This is a genomic window from Streptomyces armeniacus (assembly GCF_003355155.1).
In the GTDB taxonomy this organism is placed as follows: Bacteria; Actinomycetota; Actinomycetes; order Streptomycetales; family Streptomycetaceae; genus Streptomyces; species Streptomyces armeniacus.
In genome coordinates this window covers 7774322-7799061 of the sequence record NZ_CP031320.1, presented here as the reverse complement: position 1 = coordinate 7799061, position 24740 = coordinate 7774322, and the positions used below count along the sequence as shown (strand labels likewise).

General features: G+C 74.5%; 14 protein-coding genes, 2 pseudogenes and 1 riboswitch. Of the genes and pseudogenes, 7 read left to right on the top strand and 9 right to left on the bottom strand.

Features of this window, described 5'->3' with window-relative positions:
- Nucleotides 1–34: 34 nt before the first annotated feature.
- The 3 genes and pseudogenes from DVA86_RS33740 to DVA86_RS33730 all read left to right on the top strand — a co-directional run.
- Nucleotides 35–580: pseudogene (locus tag DVA86_RS33740) on the top strand (sugar phosphate isomerase/epimerase family protein); the annotation flags it as partial.
- 331 nt (nucleotides 581–911) lie between these two features.
- The gene (otsB, locus tag DVA86_RS33735) at nucleotides 912–1772 is read left to right on the top strand and encodes a trehalose-phosphatase (protein WP_245997826.1); all 861 of its coding nucleotides are present in this window, start codon (nucleotides 912–914) and stop codon (nucleotides 1770–1772) included.
- Nucleotides 1773–1810: 38 nt separating this feature from the next.
- The gene (locus tag DVA86_RS33730; RefSeq protein ID WP_208885538.1) at nucleotides 1811–2770 is read left to right on the top strand and encodes an endonuclease/exonuclease/phosphatase family protein; all 960 of its coding nucleotides are present in this window, start codon (nucleotides 1811–1813) and stop codon (nucleotides 2768–2770) included.
- A 78-nt stretch (nucleotides 2771–2848) separates the two neighbouring features.
- Here DVA86_RS33730 and DVA86_RS33725 read toward each other — a convergent pair whose 3' ends face one another.
- The gene (locus tag DVA86_RS33725; RefSeq protein ID WP_208883992.1) at nucleotides 2849–4363 is read right to left on the bottom strand and encodes an alpha,alpha-trehalose-phosphate synthase (UDP-forming); all 1515 of its coding nucleotides are present in this window, start codon (nucleotides 4361–4363) and stop codon (nucleotides 2849–2851) included.
- Nucleotides 4364–4478: 115 nt separating this feature from the next.
- On the opposite strand from DVA86_RS33725, the gene DVA86_RS33720 reads away from it, so the two are divergent.
- Nucleotides 4479–4907, top strand: coding sequence for a RidA family protein (locus tag DVA86_RS33720; RefSeq protein ID WP_208883991.1), 429 nt, complete (start codon nucleotides 4479–4481; stop codon nucleotides 4905–4907).
- Nucleotides 4908–5070: 163 nt separating this feature from the next.
- Here the strand turns inward: DVA86_RS33720 and DVA86_RS33715 are convergent, their stop codons facing one another.
- Nucleotides 5071–6153 carry a glucosyl-3-phosphoglycerate synthase gene (locus DVA86_RS33715; protein ID WP_208883989.1) on the bottom strand — a complete coding sequence of 361 codons (1083 nt, stop codon included), beginning with the start codon at nucleotides 6151–6153 and terminating at the stop codon, nucleotides 5071–5073.
- Nucleotides 6154–6340: 187 nt separating this feature from the next.
- A riboswitch (SAM riboswitch) is annotated at nucleotides 6341–6480 on the top strand.
- Between the two features lie 17 nt (nucleotides 6481–6497).
- On the opposite strand from DVA86_RS33715, the gene thrC reads away from it, so the two are divergent.
- The 3 genes from thrC (at nucleotide 6498) to DVA86_RS33700 (ending at nucleotide 13345) form a co-directional block, all read left to right on the top strand.
- On the top strand, nucleotides 6498–7823 hold the full coding sequence (gene thrC / locus DVA86_RS33710; protein ID WP_425470959.1) for a threonine synthase: 1326 nt from the start codon (nucleotides 6498–6500) through the stop codon (nucleotides 7821–7823).
- 550 nt (nucleotides 7824–8373) lie between these two features.
- Nucleotides 8374–8811, top strand: a complete 438-nt coding sequence (locus tag DVA86_RS33705) for an SSI family serine proteinase inhibitor (protein WP_208883987.1) — start codon at nucleotides 8374–8376, stop codon at nucleotides 8809–8811.
- Nucleotides 8812–9127: 316 nt separating this feature from the next.
- Nucleotides 9128–13345 carry a hybrid sensor histidine kinase/response regulator gene (locus DVA86_RS33700; RefSeq protein ID WP_208883985.1) on the top strand — a complete coding sequence of 1406 codons (4218 nt, stop codon included), beginning with the start codon at nucleotides 9128–9130 and terminating at the stop codon, nucleotides 13343–13345.
- Nucleotides 13346–13433: 88 nt separating this feature from the next.
- Here the strand turns inward: DVA86_RS33700 and DVA86_RS33695 are convergent, their stop codons facing one another.
- The 7 genes and pseudogenes from DVA86_RS33695 to DVA86_RS33670 all read right to left on the bottom strand — a co-directional run bounded on the left by DVA86_RS33695 (nucleotide 13434) and on the right by DVA86_RS33670 (nucleotide 24654).
- Nucleotides 13434–15086, bottom strand: a complete 1653-nt coding sequence (locus DVA86_RS33695) for a long-chain fatty acid--CoA ligase (RefSeq protein ID WP_208883984.1) — start codon at nucleotides 15084–15086, stop codon at nucleotides 13434–13436.
- Nucleotides 15087–15370: 284 nt separating this feature from the next.
- Nucleotides 15371–16825 (bottom strand): condensation domain-containing protein, encoded by a 1455-nt coding sequence (locus DVA86_RS33690; RefSeq protein ID WP_208883982.1) that lies wholly within the window; start codon nucleotides 16823–16825, stop codon nucleotides 15371–15373.
- On the bottom strand, nucleotides 16822–22740 hold the full coding sequence (locus DVA86_RS33685) for a condensation domain-containing protein (protein ID WP_425470958.1): 5919 nt from the start codon (nucleotides 22738–22740) through the stop codon (nucleotides 16822–16824). The genes DVA86_RS33690 and DVA86_RS33685 overlap by 4 nt, the downstream gene beginning before the upstream one ends.
- Nucleotides 22741–22946: 206 nt before the next feature.
- Nucleotides 22947–23333, bottom strand: a complete 387-nt coding sequence (locus tag DVA86_RS33680; protein WP_208883979.1) for a hypothetical protein — start codon at nucleotides 23331–23333, stop codon at nucleotides 22947–22949.
- Between the two features lie 134 nt (nucleotides 23334–23467).
- Nucleotides 23468–23644: a hypothetical protein gene (locus DVA86_RS33675; RefSeq protein WP_208885646.1), complete on the bottom strand. Its 177-nt coding sequence runs from the start codon at nucleotides 23642–23644 to the stop codon at nucleotides 23468–23470.
- A 16-nt stretch (nucleotides 23645–23660) separates the two neighbouring features.
- Nucleotides 23661–23897, bottom strand: a pseudogene (locus DVA86_RS36380) (DUF6973 domain-containing protein); the annotation flags it as partial.
- Between the two features lie 10 nt (nucleotides 23898–23907).
- Nucleotides 23908–24654, bottom strand: coding sequence for a methyltransferase domain-containing protein (locus tag DVA86_RS33670; RefSeq protein WP_208883977.1), 747 nt, complete (start codon nucleotides 24652–24654; stop codon nucleotides 23908–23910).
- Nucleotides 24655–24740 lie beyond the last annotated feature (86 nt).

Sequence of the window (24740 nt, the reverse complement as noted above, 5' to 3'; positions counted from 1 at the left end):
GCGCTGCGCGCCCGGCCAGTTGGCGTACCCCGGCATGCCGGACGCGGAGGCCGGCGCGGTCGCCGCCCGGCTGGCCGCGGCGGGCCTGGACGTCGTGTGCCTGGCGTCGTACGTGCAGGTCGCCGCCGACCGCGCGGACGTGGCGGAAGACCTGGCCGGGCATCTGCGCCTGGCCGCCAGGCTCGGCGCCCCCGCCGTACGGGTCTTCGGCGGCGGTGGCGACGGTGGCGGTGGCGGCGAAGTGCGGCCGGGGGAGGGGCGCGACCGTGCGGCCCGTCTGCTGTCCGGCGCCGCACCGCTGGCGGCGCGGCTCGGCGTGGACGTCCTGCTGGAGACCCACGACGAGTTCCTCACGGGCGCTCAGGTCGCCGCCGTCCTCGAAGCCGTCGGCTCCGCCGCCGTCGGCGCGGTCTGGGACGCGGTCAACCCCTGGCGCGCCGGTGAGCCCCCGGACCGTACGGCCGCCGTGCTCGGGCCCTGGGTCCGGCACGTACAGCTGAAGGACGTCGCCACAGCCGCCGACCTGCGCCCGGTCCTGCCCGGCCACGGCACCCTGCCGCTGGCCGCCGTCGTCGAGCAGGTGCGACGGCTCGGCTACGGCGGCTGGTTCAGCCTCGAGTGGGAGCGCGCCTGGTACCCCGAGGCCGCCGGTCTCGGGGTACCAGGCGCGCTCCCACTCGAGGCTGAACCAGCCGCCGTAGCCGACCCGTCGCACCTGCTCGACCACGGCGGCCACGGCACCCTGCCGCTGGCCGGGCAGGACCGGGCGCAGGTCGGCGGCTGTGGCGACGTCCTTCAGCTGTACGTCCCGGACCCAGGGCCCCAGCACGGCGGCCGTACGGTCCGGGGGCCCACCGGCGCGCCCGGGCCCCACCCCCGGCACCTCCGCCGGGCGGGACGGACTCGGCGCGCTGCTCGCGCGGCCCGCCCGTGCCGTCGTCGCGGTCGACTTCGACGGGACGCTGGCCCCGATCGTCCCCGATCCCGCGCAGGCCCGCGCCCACCCCGGCGCCGCGCCCGCGCTCGCGCGGCTCGCGCCGCGGCTCGCCGCCGTGGTCGTGGTCACCGGGCGGCCCGCCGAACTCGCCGTCCGCTACGCCGGTCTGGCGGACGATCCCGCCCGGCCGAACCCCGACGTGCCCCACCTCGTCGTGCTCGGCGCGTACGGCGCGGAGCGCTGGGACGCGGCCTCCGGGGAGGTACGGCTGCCCGACCCGCATCCGGGTGTGGAGGCCGTACGGGACGTACTGCCCGGCCTCATCGAGGACGTCCTTCCCGCCGGCGATACCGGCGTGCACGTCGAGGACAAGGGCCGCGCGCTGGCCGTGCACACGCGCCGCGCGGCCGACCCGGCCGCCGCTTTCGAGGGGCTGCGCGAGCCGCTGGAGGCGCTCGCCGCGCGCCACGGTCTGGTCGTGGAGCCGGGGCGGCTGGTGCTGGAGCTGCGTCCGCCGGGCATGGACAAGGGCGTGGCGCTGCGGGAGTTCGTACGGGAGACGGGCGCGAGCACGGTGCTGTACGCGGGCGACGACCTTGGCGACCTCGCCGCCTACGCCTACGTCGACTCGCTGCGCGCCGAGGGCGGGCACGGCGTTCTGGTGTGCAGCGGCAGCGACGAGGTGACCGAACTCGCCGAACGCGCCGACCTGGTGGTGGACGGCCCGTCCGGCGTCGTGGAGCTGCTCGACGGCCTCGCCGGCGCCCTGGCAGCCGGGACCGGGACCGGGGCCGCGACCGCGACCGGGGCCGCCGGGCCCGAGGCAGGCGCGTGACCGCCGTACGTACAGGGCCGGACCACCCGGCCGGCGAGCTGCGCGTACTGACGTGGAACCTGTGGTGGCGGTTCGGGCCCTGGCGGGAGCGGCGCGAGGCGATCCGTACGGTGCTGCGCGAGGAACGTCCCGACGTGGTGGGCCTGCAGGAGGTGTGGGCGGACGGTACGGACAACCTCGCGGGCCTGCTCGCCGACGACCTCGGCATGCACTGGACGTGGTCGCCGTTCGACCGCCCCGAGCGCTGGAACGCACGCCTCGGCGACCCGGACACCCAGGACGGCACGGCGCACCACACCGGCACCCCGGCGTACGGCATCGGCAACGCCGTGCTCAGCCGGTGGCCCGTACTGGACCGTGCCGTGCTGCGGCTGCCGACGACGGCCGGCGGGCAGGACGACGGCCGTACGGCGCTGTACGCGCTGCTGGACGCGCCCGGCGGCCCGCTGCCGTTCTTCACGGTGCACCTGAACTCGCCGCCGCACGAGTCGGCCGTACGGCGCCAACAGGTGCGGGCGGTGGCCGAGTTCATCGCGGAGCACAGGGACGCGCCCACGGCCGTGCGCGGGGCCGCCGTCGGCGAGCCCTTTCCGCCCGTCCTGACCGGCGACTTCAACGCCTTCCCCGACTCGGACGAGATGCGCCTGCTCAGCGGCCTCCGTACCGCGCCCGCCGTGCCCGGGCAAGTGCTGCTGGACGCCTGGGAGTACGCCGGAACGGGCGCGCCGTCCGCCACCTGGGACGCGGCCAACCCGTATGTGGCGGCGACGCATTCGCCCAGCGTCCGTATCGACTACGTGCTGGTCGGCCAGGCGGCGTCCGACGGGCGCGGCGCCGTACGGGCGGTGCGGCGGGCGGGCGACGCACCGGTCGGCGGGGTGTGGCCGTCGGACCACGCGGCGGTCGTCGCGACGCTGGCCGCGGACCGCGACGCGGACTGCGACGCGGACCACGACGCGGGGGCCACAACGCGGGCCACGACGCGGGCCGCGGGCTGACCGCGGGCTGACCGCGAGCGGCTCCGCCCCCCCGACAGGCAGGCGCCCGACAGACCGGCCCTCGACGGGCAGGCGCCGTCACACCCCCCGCAGCGCCTCCAGCTGCGCCAGGAACCACTCCGCGGGCGGCAGCGCCGTCGCCGCCGCCGCGAGCCGCGCGGTGCGCGCCGTACGCTCCTCCGCCCCCATCGTCAGCGCCTCGTGCAGGGCGTGCGCGGTCGCGGTGACGTCGTACGGGTTGACCGTGACGGCGTCGTCGGCGAGTTCCTCGTACGCGCCCGCCTCGCGCGACAGGACGAGGGCGCAGCCCGCGTCCGAGACGACGGGGATCTCTTTCGCGACGAGGTTCATGCCGTCCCGGATGGGGTTGACGAGGGCGACGTCCGCGAGGCGGTACGCGGCGAGGGACCGCGCGAAGTCGTCCTTCACGTGCAGGACGACGGGGGTCCAGCCGGGCGTGCCGAAGTCGGCGTTGATCTTCTCGGCGACGCGGGCGACCTCGGCGGTGTAGTCGCGGTAGACGGCGAGGTCCTGCCGGGAGGGGTAGGCGAGGGCGAGGTGGACGACGCGTTCGCGCCACTCGGGCCGTTCGGTGAGCAGTTCGCGGTAGGCGTGCAGGCCGCGGACGATGTTCTTGGACAGTTCGGTGCGGTCCACCCGTACGACCGTGTGCCGGTCCGTGCCGCCGATCTGCTCGCGGAGCCGCCCGATCCGTTCGGTGACGTCCGTACGGCGGGACCGTTCCCGCAGGAACTCGCCGTCGGCGCCGAGGCCGTGGACGCCGATCCGCGTCGTACGGCCCTCGTACGTGACCCGCGGCTCGCCGTCGCCGCCCCGCCCGTCGCCGCCCTGCCCGCCGCCACCGGCCTCGCCGCGATCCGCCTCGCCGTACGTGACCTCCGCGCCCAGCACCTCCGCGCAGCACGCCGTGAACGCGTCCGCCCAGCGCCGCGTAAGGAACGCCGCCCGGTCGGCGCCGAGGATGCCGCGCAGGACGGCGGCGGCGGTCGCGTCGGGGAGCAGCCGGAAGTAGTCCGGCGGCGCCCACGGGGTGTGCGAGAAGTGGCCGATACGCAGGTCGGGGCGGCGTTCCCGGAGCAGCGCGGGGGTCAGGGCGAGGTGGTAGTCCTGTACGAGCACGGCGGCGCCGTCGGCGGCCTCCTCGGCGAGGGCGTCGGCGAAGGCGGCGTTGTACGTCTCGTACGCGGCCCACTGCCGGGTGAACTCCGCGTCGAAGGACGGCTCGAGGGGCGTCTGGTACAGCAGGTGGTGGACGAACCACAGGACGGAGTTCGCGACCCCGTTGTAGGCGGCGGCGAACGTCTCGGACGGGATGTCCAGCATGCGGACCGCCTGTCCGCCGGCGTCGCCCGCGTCCAGCCGCCGCCCGGCGCGCCGCGCCGCCTCGCGGTCGGCGTCGCCGAGCGCGGCGCACACCCACACGGCGTCCGCGTCGGGCCCGATGGCGCTGAGCCCGGACACCAGCCCGCCCCCGCCGCGCCGCGCGGTGAGCCCGCCGTCGTCGGTGAACGCGTGGGCCACGGGGCCCCGGTTCGACGCCACAACCACCTGTGCGGAGCGCTCAGTGACCATGGTCCGCAGCGTAGTCGTACGGCCGCGAAAAGGAATGGCGCCTCCCGCGCGCGCGTGCTGCGCTGTGCCGGTCAGAGGCCCGTACGCGGGCGGCAGGCAGGTTGAGAGGAACCGTATGAGCAGCGTGGAACTGATCCGGAACGAGCGGCTGTCGGACATCGCCGAGTACGCGTACGCCTCGGCGGTCACCGCACCCACCCGCACGGTCTTCACGGCCGGGGCGTGCCCGCTCGACGCGGACGGCGCGACGGTCGCCGTCGGCGACTACCCGGGCCAGGCCCGCCAGGCGATGGCCAACCTCGTCACGGCACTCGACGGCGCCGGGGCGGCGCTGACGGATGTCGCGAAGACGACGGTGTACGTGGCGTCGCAGCGGCAGGCGGACCTGGTCGAGGCGTGGGAGGTGGTCCGCGACGGCTTCGGCGACCACGATCCGCCGAGCACGCTGCTGGGCGTCGCGGTGCTGGGCTACGAGGACCAGCTGGTCGAAATCGAAGCCATCGCGACCACGCCCGCCACGAACTCCAGCCCGTCCGGCAACTGACGCCGCCCGGACCGGCCACGACCTCAAGTCCGTCCGGCGTTTGAGGACGGCCGGGGGCGGTCACGGCCGGTGGTTGGCCTGGTTGCTTGGCCGGGCAGACGCGGATCGTGGCCGGGGTCCGTCCTCAAGCGCCGGACGGGCTGGGAAGTGGCCGCGGCCACGGCTACGCGGCGCGGCGGCGCGCCGCGTACTCGGGGACGTCCCGCATCGGCGGCCGCTCCTCGGTGTCCACGGCGTGCGTACGGGCCACGAAGCGCCCGGAAGGGGCGCGTTCGAACTGCGTCAGGCGCGGGCGTACGAGCGGCCCGCGCGCCGCCTGCCCACGCTGCACGCCGTGCCCGGCCTGCGGCCCCGGCCCGCGCGCGAGCCGCAACTGCGCCGTGCGGTAGATCGCCGCCGCCATCCGGCCCAGGGCCTGCCCGTCCTGGTGGCGGTGGCGCCGTACGCCCACGTCGACCTGGGCGAGCGCGTCGAGCCCGGCGGCGTGCAGCGCGTCGATCAGCAGGCCGAGCTCCACGCCGTAGCCGACCGGGAAGGGCAGCCGTTCCAGCAGCTCGCGCCGGGCCGCGTACTCGCCGCCGAGCGGCTGTACGAAGCCCGCCAGCAGCGGCCAGTGCAGGTTCAGCAGCGGCCGTGCGACCAGTTCGGTGACCCGTCCGCCGCCGGGCCCGCCGCCCGCCAGCGCACCGTTCCCCGGGTCGGCGGCGGCCCCGCCGCCTCCCAGAGCCGCAGGCTCGTACGGCACCGGCCCGAGCGGCCGGTCGTACATCGCCTTGACCAGCCGTACGTCCGGCTCCGTCAGCAGCGGCCCGACGACCCCCGAGACGAAGCGGGCGGAGAAGTCCCGCAGGTCGGCGTCCACGAAACACACGATCTCGCCGTTCGTCGCCAGCAGCGACCGCCACAGCACCTCGCCCTTGCCGGGCAGTGCGGGCAGCCGCGGCAGCACCTCGTCGCGGTGTACGACCTTCGCGCCCGCGTCGCCCGCGACCGCCGCCGTACGGTCGGTGGAGCCCGAGTCCAGCACCACCAGCTCGTCGACCAGCGGGACGGCCTCGGTCATCAGCTCGCGGCGGATGACGGAGACGATCTCGCCGACGGTCCGCTCCTCGTTCAGCGCGGGCAGCACCACGCTCACGCTGCTGCCCTCGCCGCCGGCGCGCTTCGCGTCGAGCAGCGTGGTGAGCGGGCGATCGGTCGCTGACCAGGAGCGCCGTTCGAGCCAGTAGCCGACCTCGTCCAGCACGTGCGCTCCCTTGCGATCCCTTGCGGTCTCTTGTGATCCATCTCGCGGTTCGGACGACTATCTCAAGCCCGGTGGCCTTCGGTTACAGTCTTGAACAACGGCGATGGCCTCAGCATGCCTGGGCCTGACCCCGGAATGCCTGTGGACGGCTGACAGGCGACTGACAACCGATCGAACAACTTCATACCGCTCATCCAGAGGGGCAGAGGGAACGGCCCGATGAAGCCCCGGCAACCCTCCGGCCGGCCTGCGCACATGGCGGGGCTCCCGGCTAGGGAAGGTGCCAAGTCCGTCTCGTGGCGAGATACGTCACGGGGAAGATGAGGAGAAAGGGCCTCGCCTTCATGGCTGTGCAAACTCCCGAGACGCCCACCGCCCCCGGCACCGACGCCACCAACGGCAACAACGCCCCCGGCGGCACGGTTTCACTCGGCCCCGCCGCCGCGCTTTCCTGCCGCGAATGCGGCGAGCGTTTCGCGCTCGGTCCGATCTTCGCGTGCGAGGTCTGTTTCGGGCCGCTGGAGATCGCGTACGACCTCCCGAGCGGCGACCCCGAGGGCCTGCGCAAGCAGATCGCGGCGGGCCCCAACAGCATCTGGCGGTACGCGCCGCTGCTGCCCGTCCCGGCCGATGTCGTCGACCGGCCCGGCACCAACCCCGGTTTCACACAGCTGGTCAAGGCCGACAACCTGGCCCGTGAGCTGGGTGTCACCGGTTCGCTGCACATCAAGGACGACTCCGGGAACCCGACCCACTCGTTCAAGGACCGCGTCGTCGCGATCGCCGTCGAGGCCGCGCGCGCCTTCGGGTTCACCACGCTCTCCTGCTCGTCCACCGGCAATCTCGCGGGCGCCGTGGGCGCCGCCGCCGCGCGCGCCGGGTTCCGCTCGTGCGTGTTCATCCCGCACGACCTGGAGCAGGGCAAGGTCGTGATGGCGGCGGTGTACGGCGGTGAACTCGTCGGCATCGAGGGCAACTACGACGACGTCAACCGCTTCTGTTCCGAGCTCATCGGCGACCCGCTCGGCGAGGGCTGGGGCTTCGTCAACGTCAACCTGCGCCCGTACTACGGCGAGGGCTCCAAGACCCTCGCGTACGAGATCTGCGAGCAGCTCGGCTGGCGGCTGCCGGACCAGCTGGTCATCCCGATCGCCTCCGGCTCCCAGCTGACGAAGATCGACAAGGGGCTGAAGGAGCTGATCGCGCTCGGCCTGGTCGAGGACAAGCCGTACCGGATCTTCGGCGCTCAGGCGGAGGGCTGCTCGCCGGTGTCCCGCGCGTTCAAGGACGGGCACGACGTCGTACGGCCCGTGCGGCCCGACACCATCGCCAAATCCCTGGCCATCGGCAACCCGGCGGACGGGCCGTACGTCCTGGACATCGCCCGCCGTACGGGCGGCGCGGTGGAGGACGTGAACGACGCGCAGATCGTCGACGCGATCAAGCTGCTGGCCCGTACGGAGGGCATCTTCGCGGAGACCGCGGGCGGCGTGACCGTCGGTGTCGCCAAGAAGCTGCTCGAGAACGGCGTGCTGGACCCGTCCCTCACCACGGTCGTGCTGAACACCGGCGACGGGCTCAAGACGCTCGACGCGGTGGCGCCGACGACCGGTCCGACCGCGACGATCCGGCCCAGCCTGGCGGCGTTCCGCGAGGCCGGTCTCGCCTGACCGCCGGGCCTCCCGCCCGCCGGGCCGGGCGGCGGGCCCCGTCCGGCCCAACCCGGGCGGGCCGCCCCGCCGTTCGGCCCGCCCGCGGCGTTCGACCGCGATCCGGCGTACGACCCCGATCACCCCGGCCGGGCACGTGCCGCCGTAGACCCAGCCCCGCTGCAGGTACCACCCCGCGACGCCGCCCATCGCGTGGACTCCGACCCGTCTCTTTGAACCACTCTACCCGCCCCGACGACGTAGCACGCGGCACACCTACACAGCAGGGTGTCCCGGGACAGCCCTGAGGGGACGACGGGGGGGGAGCGCCTGCTACGCGGGCCGGGGCGGCCGGGCCGGGGGGGGGCAACGGTGGCAGGGCCGCCCCGGAACACGTGCGCGGGCGGGCGGGGTCCGGGCGCGCGGTCCGCGGGCTGGGGCTGCTAGGCGGAGGCGTGGGGCGGGTGCGCCGGATGGGTGGGTCGAGTTGCGCAACGGCGGGCGCCGGGGAGCGTTAGTACGGCAAGGAGCGCGGAGGTCGCGCGCCTGCCAGCACTCACCGGGAGCCACCATGTTGCGCCGTACCGTAACCATCCTGGCCGTCGCTGCCGCCCTCACCGGGGCTGCCGCCGCACCGGCGACGGCCGTCCTGCCGGGTGGCGGCGTCGTACCGCCCGCCAAGGCCGACCGCCTCAGCGTCTCCGTCACGGACAGCGCGGACCGTGCGATGGACGGGTCGTTCACGCTCGCCTGTCACCCGTCCGGCGGTGACCACCCCGAGGCGAGGGAAGCGTGCGCCGCCATCGACAAGGCCGCCAGGAAGGGCACCGACGTCTTCGCGCCCGTACCCAAGGACGCGCAGTGCACGATGGTCTACGGCGGCCCGGTGACGGCCCGGGTCACGGGGACGTGGCGCGGAAAGCCGGTCGACGCGCGCTTCAGCCGGGCGAACGGGTGTGAGATCAACCGCTGGAACGCGCTCGTGCCGGCGCTGCCGAAGGCGTCCTGAGCCGTACCGGGTCAACCGGAAGCCCGCGGGTCCCGGCCGGAGCCGGGGCCCGCGGCGACCGTTCTGACCAGCCCCTGACAACCCGCCGGGCCCACGGGGTGACCTGCGAAGGCCGTCCGGCGGGGCGGCGTACGGCGGGTGCCGTCACAGCCTCCTCACGCGTTCCTCGCGCGCATCCTCCGCCGGGTGGCCGAGCACTGCCCGTAGACTCCCCCCTAGTGACACCCCCGGAGCGGGCGGCAGACTGGACAGCCGCCGCCGGAGCAACGGGCGGCAGGTCACCGGCACCATGCGGTTACAGGGAGGATGCACCGTCGTGAGCAGCAGGCCATCCCGAGGCGCTGCTCGCCTCGCCGCCATACTCGACGCGCTGCCCGATGCGTTGCTGCTCGTGAACTGCAACGGCACCGTGGTGAACGCGAACGCCATCGCGCTGGAGGCGTTCGAGACCCCGGGCACCGCGCTGGTGGGGCGCGGTCTGCTCGATCTGCTCCCGGAGTTCGACTCCAAGCGGATCCCGGGTTCGATGCGCCGGCCGGACGAGGACGAGGGCGAGGTCCGTACGAAGCCGACGCGCATGGTCGCGAGGCGTACGGACGGCAGTGAGTTCCTGGTCGAGGTGACGAGTGCGAACGTCGCCGACGGGCGGACCACGTACCAGTCCTCGTTCGAGGCCGCCTGGGCCGACCACGGGACGCCGCCGCCGGGGCCCGGCCGCAGCAAGCAGTACACGGGCGACGAACTGCTCATGATCGTCGTACGGGACCTCACCGGCACGCTCGACACCGAGGCCGAACTCGCCCGCCAGCAGCGCCAGACCGAGATGATCCTGCGCGCCGCGTCCGAGGGCGTCGTCGGCGTGGACACCGAGGGCCGCGTCGTCCTCGTCAACCCGTCCGCAGCGCAGATCCTCGGGTACCGCGCCAGCGACCTCGGCGGCAAGCACCTGCACTCCCTCGTGCACCACTCGCGTCCCGACGGCAGCCAGCTGCCGTACGAGGAGACGCCGCTCAGCGACACCCTCGGCTCCGGCCGCAAGCACCGCGTAAAGGCCGGGCAGGTGCTGTGGGCCAAGGACGGGCAGCCGGTGCCCGTCGACATGACCACGGCGCCGGTACGGGACGGGGAGCAACTCGTCGGCGCCGTGCTGACCTTCACCGACCGGCGCCCGTACGAGGCGCTGGCCGAGCGGCACGCGCAGCTGCTGGCCGTCCTCGGCGACGCCCTGCGCGGCCCGCTGGACCAGCTGCGCGGCGACCTGAGCGGGCTCGCGGCGGACCCGGCGGGGCAGCTGTGGCCGGAGGCGAACCAGGTGCTGCACCATCTGGCCGCCGGATATGCCCGTATGACGACGCTTGTCGACAACGTCCTGAGCTACCAGCGGCTGGACGCCGGCCAGGAGAAGCTGCGGCTCGAACGCCTCGCCCTGGACAGCGTGGTGGCGGCGGGCGTCGAGGGCGCGGTCGAACTGATCGGACCCGGGCGGGCGCAGTTCGCGGTGCACGCGCCGCCCATCGAGGCCGAGGTGGACGGGGAGCGGCTGGTCACGGCGCTGGCCCATCTCATCGCGGACGTGGCGGGCGTCGACTCGACCGGCAGCGCGCCGGTGACGGCGGCTGCGGGCGGCGACTCCACGATCGTGGTGGCGGCGGCGCAGCGCGGCGATGTCGTACGGATCGAGGTGCGCGGCCCGCACGAGGGCGGCAGCCCGGTGCACGAGCCGATCGCGCGCGGCATCGTGCGGCAGCACGGCGGCGTGCTGCAGACGCACGAGGTGCCGGGCGCCGCGGGCGGCAGCGCGTACGTCCTGGAGGTGCCGGTCACGGCCGGGGCCGCGGTGACGGCGCGCGCGAACGGCGGCGAGCCGGGCGCGGGCGGCACGAACGGCGGCGGTACGGGCGGCGGCGCGCGCGGCGGCGCGGGCGGCGGCGCGGGCGGCGGCGCGGGCGGTACGAACGGTACGGGTGTCGGCGCGAACGGTACGGGGACGGGCGGCGGCGCCGGTGTCCCTGCCGGGGGTTCGGGAGACCACGCGCTGCCGCGCGAGAACGAGACCACGGTGATGCCGGTGCCGGCGCAGCCGGTACGCGGCACGGAAGCGGCGCGGCAGGCGTCGTCCGGGGGCGGGGCGCACGGGGCGCAGCACGCGGCACAGCACCTGGGAGCGCCGGACGGCGGCGACACGCAGGGCGGGGCCGCCGCGCACGCGGGCGGGTCGCACGCGGGCGGGTCGGACGGACGCGGGTCGGAGGGTTCCGCCGGCGGCCTCGTACCCGCGCAGGGCGGGCCGCCGGACGTGTCCGCGCAGCAGCCCCGCCCGACGGGGCGCCGCCGGGGCCGGCCGAGCCCGGCGGAGGCGCAGGCGCAGGTGCAGGCGCAGGCCGCGGAGGGCGGTCAGCTGGAACGGGTCGATCCGCGCGGGCAGTTCACGGGGGCCGGACAGGGCGCGGCGCAGGGACAGGATGAGCAGTACGGTGCGGGCGCACCGGGCGGGCAGCTCGAACAGGCCGCGCCCGACGGCCAGTCGGCGCGCCGTCCGCTGTCCGCGGGCCCCCGTACGGGCGGTGCCCCGGCGGAGGAGAACGCGCACGGCGCGGCGCAGCCCGGCACCGGGCGCAGAGCACGGCGCGTACTGGCGCCGCCGGCCGAGGGCGCCGCGGGCGCCGCGGGTGAGGCGGACCCGCGGAGCGCGGAGCAGACCGGCTCGGGTCCGCACGGCCAATCGATTCCTCACCAGGCACAGCACGGTTCCGGCGCCACGCCGCTCCCCGCGCTGGGCCCCGGCGGCGGAGCCGCCGAAGGCCACGCGAACGGGACGGGCCAGACGGCGCTGCCCGCCGGTACGCAGGGCGCGGACGCCGGCGCGGGCGGCGCGGACCCGGGCGCGGGCGACCCCGGCAGCGCTCCGGCCGTCGCGGGCGGTGGCCGCCGCGCCCGGCGCCTCGCCGCCGCGCGGGCGCGCGCGGAGGAGCAGGCCGCGGGCCAGCCGTCGTCGAACGAGCCGTTCGCCCTTCCCCCGCCCGGTCCGGACCCGAGGACGCCGGACGGCCCGGCCGGCCTCGGCGCAGAACCCGGAGCCGTACCAGGAGCAGGAACCGGCGCCGGTCAGGGACACGGGCACGGACAGGGGCACGGAACCGGAGCCTCCGAACCGCTCCCGGGCGCCCAGCCGATGCCCGCCCCGAGCGGCGACCCGCAGCCGCTGCCCGAGTCGGAGCCGGCCGCCGCCGAGTCCGCCGAGCAGCCCGCCGACCCGCGTGTCGCCGACCACTCGGTGGTCGCCGCCAGCCCGATCCTCGGCGGCGGACCGCTGCCGCAGCAGCCCACGCCGCCCCAGGCGCTGCCGATGCCGGGCGCCGAAGTGGAGCCGTACGGGCAGGACCAGCCGAGCGGTATAAGCGTACGGACGCTGGGCCAGGGGGTGCCGTTCTCCCGGAACCTCGGCGGCGAGCAAACCGGCCAGCAGCAGCCCCAGGCGATGGGCCCGGCGCCCGCCCCCGCACCGGCCATCCCGTCGACTCCGTCGACGCCCGCGCCGCCGCCCGGCTCGGGCCGGCGCCGCAAGCTGGCGGCCCCGTCGGAGAACGGCGACCGCTCGGCGGCGCAGCCCGGGGCACAGCCGCCGCCGGGACCGCAGCCGCAGCAGTCCGGGCACCAGCCGCAGCCGCAGGCCCGCGAGTTCGCCATAGGAGCGCCCGACGTCGGCGCGGCCGAGGGGCCGGAGCCGCTGGACGGGCCGAACGGAGCCGTCGAGGTCACCGACGGTCCCGGCGGCATGGCCGCGCCCGAACTCCCGCTGGACGACGAGCTGCCGCCCGAGCCGCTCGACAACCCGCGGCGGCTGCTCGTATGGCCGGAACCGGACGTCTCCACGCAGCAGGCGCTGTCCGCCCGCGGCTACCGCCCCGTGATCGTCCACTCCCGCGAGGAGGTCGACGCGCAGATCGCCGCGTATCCCGCCGCGCTGTTCGTCGACCCGCTGACCGGCCCGATCACCAGGACCGCCCTCCAGTCGCTCCGCCAGGCCGCGGTCGCGGCGGAGGTGCCGGTGCTGGTCACGGCCGGGCTGGGGCAGGCGACGCGCGAGGCGGCGTACGGCGCCGACCCGGCAGTCCTGCTCAAGGCCCTCGCCCCGCGCGACAGCGAGCAGCACCCACCGCGGGTGCTGCTGGTCGAGGAGAACGCGGCCATCGCGGGCGCCTTCTCCGCCACCCTCGAGCGCCGCGGCATGCAGGTCGCGCACGCGCCGTCGGACTCGGAGGCGGTGAACGTCGCCGCGCAGATCCGGCCGAACCTCGTGGTGATGGACCTGATGCAGGTACGCCGCCGACGCGCCGGGATCATCGACTGGCTGCGCGGCAACGGGCTGCTGCACCGCACCCCGTTCGTCGTCTACACCTCGGCGGACATGGACCCGGCGGGGCTGCCCCGGCTGGCGTCGGGCGAGACGGTGCTGTTCCTGGCGGAGCGCTCGACGAGCGTGGAGGTGCAGTCGCGGATCGTCGACCTGCTCGCCAAGATCGGCGCCAACTGACCGGCCTCCGCAGCAGTCCGCGGTAAGCGGCAGTAAGCGGTAAGGGGCACCCTCCAGGGAGGGCGCCCCTTACTTGTGCCGTCTCCGGTCACAACCGGGTGACGTCCAGCGCGTCCGCCGCGTACTCCGCACGGAGTACCTTCTTGTCGAACTTCCCGACGCTCGTCTTCGGCACCGCCTTGATACGCGCCCAGCACTCCGGCAGCTGCCACCGCGCGACACGTTCGCCGAGGAACGCACGCAGCTCCTCGTACGTCACGTCACCCGCGCCCTCCTTCAGGACGACGACCGCCAGCGGCCGTTCGCCCCACTTCTCGTCCGGAACGGCCACCACCGCGGCCTCCTCCACCGCCTCGTGCGCCATCAGCTGGTTCTCCAGCTCGACCGACGAGATCCACTCGCCGCCCGACTTGATGACGTCCTTCGCGCGGTCCGTCAGCGTCAGATAGCCGTCGGGGGTGATCACGCCGACGTCGCCCGTACGCAGCCAGCCGTCCGGGCTGAACTTGTCCTCGGGCCGGACCGGCTCCGCGCCCGCGCCTCCGTAGTACGCGCCCGCGATCCACGGCCCGCGCACCTCGAGTTCGCCCGCCGACTTGCCGTCCCACGGCATGAACCCGCCGTCCGGGCCGCGCAGCCGCGGCTCGACGGCGGCGGCGAAGCGGCCCTGCGTCACGCGGTACGGCCACTCCTCCTCGGGCGTCAGCCCGGCCGGCGGGTGGGCGATGGTGCCCAGCGGCGAGGTCTCGGTCATGCCCCAGGCGTGGCAGACGCGTACGGAGTGCTGCTCCTCGAAGGCCCGCATCATCGCGGGCGGGCAGGCGGCGCCGCCGATGGTGACCGTCTCGAGGCAGGAGATGTCGCGGGGCGTTTCGGCGAGCTCCTTGAGCAGGCCCTGCCAGATGGTGGGGACGGCGGCCGCGTGGGTGGGCCGTTCCGCCTCGATCATCTCGGCGAGAGGCGCGGGCTGCAGGAACCGGTCGGGCATCAGCATCCCGACGCCCGTCATGAAGGTCGCGTGCGGAATCCCCCAGGCGTTCACGTGGAACATCGGCACCACGGGGAGGGTGGTGTCCCGCGTCGTCAGGCTCATCGACTCGGCCATGTTGACCTGCATGGCGTGCAGGTAGATGGAGCGGTGGGAGTAGACGACGCCCTTGGGCTCGCCGGTGGTGCCGGAGGTGTAGCACATGGCGGCGGCGTCGCGCTCGTCGAGGTCGGGCCAGTCGTAGTGGGTTGGCCGCCCGGCGAGCAGCGCCTCGTACTCGTGCACGGCGGGCCGGCACCCGTCCAGCAGGGAGGTGTCGCCGGGGCCTACGACGACGACGTGCTCGACGCTGTCCAGGCGCGGCAGCAGCGGCGCGAGCAGCGGCAGCACGGAGCCGTTGACGAGGAGGACGCGGTCGGCGGCGTGCGCGACGATCCACACCAACTGCTCGGGCGGGAGCCGGAGGTTGAGGGTGTGCAGGACGGAGCCCATGGAGGGGACGGCGAAGTACGCCTCGATGTGCTCGGCGTTGTTCCACATGAAGGTGGCCACCCGGTCGCCCCGGCGCACCCCGAGCCCGTCGGCCAGCCCGTGGGCGAGCTGCGCGCACCGCTCGCCGACCTGTGCGTAGCTGCGGCGGTGCGGCTCCTTCTCTCCCGTCCAGGTCGTGACCTGCGAACTGCCGTGGACGGTCGAGCCGTGGCGCAGGATGCGCGAGACGGTGAGCGGGACGTCCTGCATCGTGCTGAGCACCGGGTGCCTCCCCGAGTTTACGGGCGGGTAATGGTGCTGCGATTCTCAGTGCATACCGCTCGGTATGTCACTACCCGCGGCACAGGATCGCCGTATCGCTCGAAGATCGCCACGACGGGTGCGGTGGAAAACGGTGCCGCCGAGAAGGGGAACGGGGAGGTCAGCGCGCGAATCCGGCGGTTACGCCGCCGTCGCGGCCTCGACCCGTTCCAGGCTCTCCCCCGTGTCCCCCCGCTGCTCCCCGCCCCGTATACCCCTTTGACGCTGCCGCCCACGGTCTAGGGCTACGTCTCGGCCACCGCACCCGGCGACGACACCGCCCAACGCTCCACCAACCCCGCAACCGACACCTCCGGCCGCACCGCCACACCACCCGCCAGCTCCACCAGCACCCGCTCCCGCTCCCCCGCATCCAGCAGGTCGGCGAGGGCGACGGGCCGGCCGGGTTCGGTGACGACCGCGTCGAGGAGGCGGAGGTAGCGGGCGCCGATGGCCTCGGCGGTGGCGTGGTCGAAGAGGTCGGTGGCGTACTCCAGGTAGCAGAGCATTCCCGGCCGGTCGGGGTCCTTGAAGTAGTTGAACTCCAGGTCGAACTTGGCCGTCGGAGTGGACACGGCCTCCAGGCGCCCGGTGACGCCCGGGAGTTCGAGGTCGAGCCAGGCCTCGTTCTCCCAGGTGAACATCGTCTGGAACAGCGGGTGGTACGCGGTGGAGCGCTCCGGGTTGAGGAGTTCCACCAGCCGCTCGAACGGCGCGTCCTGGCTGTCGTACGCGGCGAGCGCCTTGCGCTGCACCTGGGTCAGCACCTGGTCGAACGTGGGGGTGGCGGACAGGTCGGCGCGCAGCACCCAGGTGTTGACGAAGAAGCCGACGAGCTCGGCGAGTTCGTCGTCGGTGCGGCCCGCGATGGTGGAGCCGATGGCGATGTCGTCGCCGCCGCCGAGGTGGTGCAGCAGCACGCCGAGCGCGGCCTGCATCACCATGGGGACGGTGACCTCGCGGTCGCGGGCGAGCTCCTCGACGGCGGCGAGCAGCTCCGGGTCGATGGGGAAGCGGACGACGCCGCCCCGGTGGCTGGCGGCGGGCGGCCGGGGCCGGTCGGTGGGCAGCCGCAGCGGCTGCGGCACCCCGGCCAGCTCCTCGCGCCAGTAGCGCACCTGCTCGGACAGCACGCTGTCCGGGTCGTTCTCGTCGCCGAGCAGCTCACGCTGCCACAGCGTGTAGTCCGTGTACTGCACGGGGAGTTCCGGCCAGCCCGGCTCGGTGCCCTCGTGCCGTGCCGTGTACGCGGCGGCCAGGTCGCGGGCGAGCGGCGCCATGGACTCGCCGTCGCTGGCGATGTGGTGGACCAGCAGCAGCAGGACGTACTGGTCCGGTGCGTGCCGGAACAGCGTGGTGCGTACGGGTATCTCAGCGGACAGGTCAAAGGTGTACGACCCGGCGTCCCGTACCGCCTCGTCCAGCGCCGTGGGCTCGACGTCCACGAGCGGGGTCTCCGGGCATGCCTCCGCCGCGGACGCGGGCAGCACGTGCTGCCCGGGTACGCCGTCGGCATCCTCGACGATCAGCGTGCGCAGGCTCTCGTGCCGGGCCACCACGTCTCGTACGGCGGCACGCAGGGCGTCGGTGTCCAGATCACCGGTCAGACGCAGGACGAAGGGGACGTTGTACGTCGCCGACGCGCCCTGGAACTTGTCGATGAACCACAGCCGACGCTGCGCGAAAGAAAGGGGGATCATGAGTCGCCACTCCTGTTCATCTTGCGCAGACGGGGTCGCTTGGACGTCGTCGCGTCCTGCAGCGTGCGGGAGAGCCCGGCGATGTCGCGGTGCTGGAAGACGGTGCCGATGGCGACGTGCACGCCGAGCACCTTGCGGATGCGGCTGGCCAGCCGTGTGGCCAGCAGGGAGTTGCCGCCGAGGGCGAAGAAGTCGTCGTCGATGCCGATGCGTTCGACCTCCAGGACCTCCGCGAACAGTTCGCAGAGGGCCTCCTCCTGCGGCGTGCGGGGCGCGCGGTGCGTGCCCTCGCCGAGGTCGGGCTTGGGCAGCGCGGTGTGGTCGGGCGCGCCGCCCGGCGTACGCGGCAGCTCGGTCAGCGGCACGACGGCCGCCGGGACCAGGGCGGCGGGCAGCCGCTCCGCGGCCCAGGCGCGCAGGTCCTCGCCGGTGGGGCCGTCGTCGGTGGCGCCGTCGCCGGGGCTGATTACGGCGTATCCGACCAGGTGGCGGACGTCGCCGCCCTGGTCGTACGCCAGGACGAGTGCCTCACCGACCGCGTCGTGCGCGGCCAGCACGTCGGCCACCTCGTCCGGTGCGACGCGTACGCCCTGCACGGTGAACTGGCCGTCGCTCCGCCCTTCGTACTCGAGCAGCCCGCCGGCGCCCCACCGCGCCAGGTCGCCGGTGCGCAGCATGCGCGCGCCGGGCGGCCCGCAGGGGTCCGCGACGAACTGCGCCGCGGTGTCCACCGTACGCCCCGGGTAGCCGCGGGCGAGCGAGGGCCCGGCGAGGTACAGCTCGCCGACCGCGCCCTCCGGTACGGGGGTCAGCCCGGGGCCGAGCAGGTACGCGCGGACGTTCGCGGGCGGTGTGCCGCGCGGGGGCGGCGTCGTGGTGCCGGCGACGCGGGCCGGGGCGGCGGACGCGGCGGGTGCCGCGGTGCCCAGTTCGAGGGTGCGGCCGGCGGCGAGGGCCGTACACAGCCCGGTGGCGAACACGTCGGGTCCGAGCCCGGGGCCCATCCCCAGCGGGACGGCGGCCCGTTCGGGCTGCTCGGCACCCGCGGCGACGGCCGCCGCGAGAAGCCCGCGGTGGGTGTACGCGACGGGGCGGGCGCCGTCGGGGTGGCCGGACGCGTACCAGAGGAAGGCCAGTTGACCCATGGCGGGCGCCGGGGGCACGGGCTCGTCCACGGAGCCGTACGCGGGGTCGTGCCCGGAGGTGTCCACGGGTCCGTGCCCGGGGTCGTGCTCCGGTCCGTCGAGCAGCAGCCGCGGCACGCCCTCCGGCAGGACGGCGGCCGTGGCGGCGTCCGTGAGGACCGCCGCGGGCGCGGCGTCGTCCAGGACGCGGCGCAGGTACGCGGCGGGGTGTGCGGGGTCGAGCGGCAGGCAGCCGGCGCCCGACGTGAGCACGGCCAGGGTGGCGACGACCAGGTCGACGGGCTGCCGCAGGGCGACCGCGACGACGTTCTCGGGCCCTGCGCCGTGCCGCCGCAGCCGGCCGGCGAGCCGGTCCACGGCCTCGGCGACCTGCCCGTAGCCGAGGACGACGTCCCCCGCCGTGACCGCGACGGCCTCCGGGTCGCGCCGCGCGCACTCCGCGAACAGCTCGGGCACGGTGCGCTCCGGCAGGGGCACGGCGGGGCCGTGCTGCCGTTCGCCGAGCCGCTCCCGTTCGCCGGGTGCGAGCACGTCGACGGCGCTCACCCGGTGGCCCGGGTCGTGGGCGATCTGCCGGAGGATCGTGCCGAACCGGGCCGCGAGGAGCTCGGCGGCCTCCTTGTCGAGGGTGTCGAGCCGGTACTGGAGCGCGGGCCGCAGCCGGGTGTCGGAGTCGGTGAAGACCATCACCGTCAGTGGGTAGTGGGTGGCGGTGAACAGCCGTATCCCGCTGATCGTGATGCCCGCCGCCTTGCTCGCCTCGCTGAGGCCCGCGTGGTTCATCGGGAAGGACTCGAAGCCGACGATGGAGTCGAACAGCGCGTCCAGCCCGGCGGCTTCGTGGATCTGCGTCAGCGAGTAGTGGTGATGGTCCATGAGCGCCGCCTGCCGCTCCTGGATGCCGGACAGCAGGTCGGCGAAGGTGTCGGAGGACGACCAGCGGGCGCGTACGGGAATGGTGTTGAGGAACGTCCCGACGATCGAGTCCACGCCGGGCACGGCGGGCGGCCGCCCGGACACGGTGGAGGCGAACATGACGTCCTGCCGGCCGCTCAGCTGGCCCAGCAGCGTCGCCCAGGCGCCCTGCACGACGGTGTTCACGGTGACGCCCACCTCGGCGGCGCGCCGGGAGAGGGCCCGGGAGTCCTCGCCGGACAGCGGCACGTCGACCTGTCCGATGCCGGTCTGTCCGAGGCCGGCCCGCCCGCCCTCGCCGCCCGCCGGCGACTCGGGCAGTACGGACGTGGGCTCGGTGACGCCCGCGAGCTCACGCCGCCAGGCGCGGGCGGACTCGGCGGAGTCCTGCCGGGCGAGCCAGGTGAGGAAGTCGCGGTAGCCGCGTACGCGCGGCCAGGCGGCGGGGTCGCCCTCGGACGCGTAGAGCCGCAGCAGGTCCTGCATGATCAGCGGCACGGACCAGCCGTCGAACAGGACGTGGTGCGCGGTGATCACGAGCTCGGCCCGCCCCGGCCCGGTCGTGACCAGGGTCAGCCGGAACATGGGTGGTTCGGCGGGGTCGAAGTGGGCGGCGAGGTCGTCCTGCAGGACACGCTCGAAGGCGGGGTCGCGCTCGCCGTCGGGCAGGCCGCTCAGGTCGATGTGCTGCCAGGGCAGTTCGACGCGGCCGAGGACGAGCTGTACGAGGTCGCCGATGAAGTCCGGTACGAACGCGGCCCGCAGGCTGGGGTGCCGGGCGAGCAGCGCCTGCCCGGCGGCCCGCATCCGCTCCGGCTCGACGGGTCCGGACAGATGGAGGGTGTACTGCACCTGGTACGGGTCGAAGTCGGTGTCCTCCAGCAGGGAGTGGAACAGCAGCCCCGACTGGAGCGGGGTGGCGGGCCACACGTCCTGGAGCCCGGGGTAGCGCTCCTCCCACGCCTCCAGGTCGTCCTGACTGACGGACACCAGCGGCACGTCGGAGGGCGTCAGCCCGCCCGCGTCCGGGGCGGCGACGTGCCGGGCGAGCCCGGCGAGCGCGTCGGACCACAGCCGGGTGAGCTCTCGTACCTCCTCGGAGGTCAGCACACCGGCGGGCGCGGTGAACAGGGCGCCGAGCCGGGGGCCTTCGGGGGTGTCGGTGACGGAGGCGTTGATGTCGAGTTCGGCCGCGGCGGCCATCCGCGGGTCCTGGGCGGCGTCGAGCTCGGCCAGTTCCTCGATGCCGGCGGCCTCCGGGGCCTGGGTCCAGCCGAGGCCGCGCAGTTCCTCGGGCATGTCGGCGGCGGCCGAGAACCGGCCGAGGTAGTTGAAGCCGACCTGGCCGAGGGGGTGCTGCCGCAGCACCTCGGCGGTCCCGGGGTTGAGGTAGCGCAGCAGGCCGTAGCCGAGGCCCTTGTCGGGCAGCGCCCGCAGTGCCTCCTTGACCAGTTTGACCGCCTCGCCCGCGGCGCGGCCGCCGGCGAACGCCTCGTCCAGGTCCAGCCCGGCCAGGTCGAAGCGCACCGGGAAGACGCTGGTGAACCAGCCGACCGTACGGGACAGGTCCGCGCCCGGAACCGCCTCCTCCTCGCGGCCGTGGCCCTCCAGCCGTACGAGCGCCGAGGACTCGTCCACGCCGCGCTCGCGGCGCCACTTGGCGAGCGCGAGGGCCAGCCCGGCGAGCAGCCCGTCGTTGACACCACCGCGGAACGCCGCGGGCACGGCGGTCAGCAGCGCCTCGGTGACCTGCGGCGGCAGCTGCACCCACGTCTTCCCGGTGGTGGCCCGGGTGTCGACGGCCGGGTCGAGGCGCCGCGCGCCCAGCAACGGGTCGGGTCCGTCCACCACGGCCTGCCAGAGCGGGAGTTCCGCCACGCGCGCCGGGGCCGCGGCCTCGTCCGCGAGGGCGTGCGCCCAGCGGCGTACGGAGGTGGGCACCTCGGGCAGCTCGGGCGCGCCGCCCGCCCGTACCTGCTGCCAGGCACGCGCCAGGTCGGGCATGAGGACGCGCCAGGACACGCCGTCGACCACGAGGTGGTGCAGCGCCAGCAGCAGCCGCCCGGGCTCGGCGGGATCGGGCGGCGTGAACCACACGCACTGCGCCATCACGCCGCCCGCGGGGTCCAGCCGTACGGCCGCCGCGTCGAGTTCGTCCAGCAGCAGGCTGCGCCACTCGTACGTGTCCCAGCGGCCGTCGCAGGCGACGTGCCGGATCAGGCCGTCGGCGGTGACCGAGCCGGGCGGTGCGACGACGAGCCGGCCGGCCCTTTCGTCCGTGGGGGCGTCCAGCCGGGACCGTAGAAGGTCGTGCCGGTCCAGTACGGCCTGGAGGGTCGCGGCCAGTCCCGGACGGTCGATGCCGGCGGGCAACTCCAGGACCATCGTCTGGAGGAACCGGTCGAAGCCCGGCCCCCAGTCCTTGACCCACTCCGCGACGGGCAGCAGCGGCATCGGGCCGGTGCCGCCGCCGGGCAGTTCCTCCAGCACGGGCGGCGCTCCGGCCTGCCGGTTCGCCTCGGCGACCTCTGCCAGCTCGGCGACCGTACGGCACTCGAACACGTCGCGGGAGGCGATCTCCAGGCCCTGGGCGCGGGCCCGGGAGACGACCTGGATGGACTGGATGCTGTCGCCGCCGACGGCGAAGAAGTCGTCGTCGATGCCGACGCGGCCCAGGCCCAGCACCTCGGCGTAGAGGGAGACGAGCGTCTCCTCGGCGTCCGTACGGGGTGCGCGGTAGACGGCGCCGCGTATCTCGGGCTCGGGGAGCGCGGCGACGTCGAGCTTGCCGTTCGCCGTGAGCGGCAGTTCCTCCAGCACCTCGAAGAAGGCGGGGACCATGAAGCCGGGGAGGCGCCCCGCGGCGAACTCGCGCAGGTCGCCGACGACGAAGCTCGAATCGAGCGCGATGGCGCCGAAGTTGCTGTCCTTGGGGCGGGTGCCGGGGTCGCCGGTGCCGGCGGGCACGACGTACGCCACGAGCTGCTTGCCGCGGCCGGTGCCGCGGCTCTCGTGCGGGATCACGACGGCGTGGGCGACGCCGGGGTGCGACTCCAGCACGGCCTGGATTTCGGCGGGTTCGATGCGGAAGCCGCGGATCTTCACCTGGGAGTCGGCGCGGCCCTGGAACACCAGGCCCTCGTCCGGACCCCACGTCACCACGTCCCCGGTCCGGTACATCCGCTCACCGGGCTCCCCGAACGGGCACGCCACGAAGCGCTCACCCGTCAGGGCCGGACGCCCGGCGTAGCCGCGCGCCAGGCCCGCACCACCGATGTACAACTCCCCCGCCACACCCGGCAGCACGGGACGCAGCGCCCCGTCCAGCACGTAGACCCGCATACCGTCCATCGGACGGCCGATCGGCACCGACCCCGGAACAGGGCCTTCGGGGATCGGGAAGCACGTCGCGAAAGTGGTCGTCTCCGTCGGCCCGTAGACATCCACCACCTGCAATCCCGGGCAGGCGGCACGTACGCGCTCCACGGCGGCCGGCGAGACCACCTCCCCGCCCGTCCACACCTCGCGCACACCGGACAGGCAGTCGGGCCGCTCGTCCGCGACCACCCTGAACAGCCCCGCCGTCAGGAACACGGCACTCACACCGTGCTCCGCCACCACGTCGGCCAGGACGGAGGCGTCCAGCTTCCCCGGCGGCGCCACCACCACCGTGCCCCCGCCCAGCAACGGCGCCCACATCTCATACGTCACCGCGTCGAAGGCCTGCGCGGAATGCAGCAGCACCCGCTCGTGCGCACCACCGCAGAACCGCGCATCCCGCGCCAGCCCCACCACCGCACGATGCGTGACCGCCACACCCTTGGGCACACCCGTCGAACCCGACGTGTACATCACATACGCCAACGCATCCGCCGACACCGCAGGCATCTCGACCAACGGCCGCGTTCGACCAGGATCCTCCTGCCGTGAACGGTCAGCCGGGCATTACGGTGGGACACGAAGACCTCCGTGTGCGGTGAAGCCTAGACACCTCCACCACACCGGAGGTCTTCGCCGTGATCAAGACCGGCCAGTGTCAACAACGCTCATGATCAATACACCTAGGTCTCCGTCAGCTTCAGCGTCGCCGGCCGCGTGGCGGACTGCGGCCTCAGGACCGTGCCCGCGTCACACGTGCGCTTGCCGTCCATGACCAGGAGGTCGGGCACCACCGAAACGGCCTTCGAGACCCGGCCGTTGTACTCGAACACGAGCAGGTTGCCCGCGTCGTAGTAGAACTCGCCGCCGAGGACCGGTTCGCCCGCCGTCCGCTCGACGTCCCCCGCCGACGCGCCCTCGCTGAAGACGTGCACCCGTTCCCAGGCGAACTCGGTGAGATCGGCGAGCTTCGCGGTCCCGCCGCGTCCGCTCAGGTCGCGGAGCTTCTCCGACAGTTCCCTGTCGTGCGCCACGCCCGCACCGTCGCCCACCTGATACGAGTCGCTCACCTGGTCCTCCCTGCCCGCGCACGCCCCGCCGCACAGCAGTACGGCCGCGGTGCCCGCCGCGATCAGCGCGCGTCCCGGTCCGCGTCCCGGTCCGCGTCCCGGACCGCGTGTCAGCCTGCTTCCCACAACGCGCCTCAACTTCCGCTCCCCGCCCCGCTGTCCTGTGCGCTGCCGGAGCCGCCGCTGTCCGTCGAGCCCGACTCCGGGTCCTGCCCCTTCTCGGGGGCGGGGAGGGAGGGGTCGCCTGTCTGGCCGGGCCCGATCTCGTCGCTGAAGGCCAGGCGGCCGCCGCCCCCGGGAATCACGACCATGTTCGCCGTCGCGTACGGCCTGTTCGACGAGGTCGGCCAGTTCCTCTTCGCTCGCGTCGGGGTGGGCCTGGGCGATCCGTCTGCCGACCTCGTTGTTGTGCAGGTCCATGGACTCCCGCTCGGGCGGGTTTCCGGGGATGGCCTCGTGGGCCAGGGTGTACTTCTCGGTCCAGTCCGCGCCGTACTTCGGCGGAGGTGGACACGACGGCTTCAGGCTGGCAACGCGGCGGTCCCGCTCCCAGGGTCCCGGCACGGCGCGGCGGCTACCGCGGCGGCTTCCGCCAGACCGAGACGTGCGACCGGCTGGACGAGGTGAACGGCGCCTCGTGCCAGTCGGCCCACCGCTCGGCCAGTTCCAGGCCGGCGAGCCTGGCCATCAGGTCCAGCTCGGCGGGCCACACGTAGCGGTGCGGTGAGAGGAACGTCGTGCACTGCCCGTCCGCGATCGTGTAGTGGTGCGAGACCACCCGCTGGTTGGCCACGTCGTACGTGTCGAAGCCGAGGTGGCCGGTGCCGATGTGGAACGGGCGCGCGGTCTCGCCCGGCGGCAGCCGCCGCAGTTCGGGCACGAAGACCTCGATCACGAACCGGCCGCCGGGAGCGAGATGGCGCGCGGCGTTGCGGAAGCACGCGACCTGGTCGTCCTGGGAGAGGAGGCAGGTGATGGCGTTGTAGACGAGGTACACCAGGCCGTACGTGCCCGGGGCCCGCGCCGTCGTCATGTCCCCGACGGTGACGGGCACATCGCCGCCGCCGGGCTTCCCGCCCAGCTCGCGTGCCATGGGCTCGCTGCTCTCGATCCCGGCCGTACGGACGCCACGCGCGCTCAGCGCCAGCGCGACGCGGCCGGTCCCCACGGCGAACTCCAGGGCGGCGGCGCGGTCCGTTCCGGGAGCCGTGCGGCGTTCGAGGAAGTCGACCGCGGGGTCCAGGACTTCGGGCGCGTACATGTCCGCGGACGCCTCGTCGTACCCCCGCGCCACCTGCTCGTTCCACACGCCGTCAGCCATGCCGCCGCACGCTGCCACGCGACCGGGGCCGCGGGCCACCGATTTCACGCCGTCCGCAGGGGCGGTCGAGGGGGACGCCGGGCCGC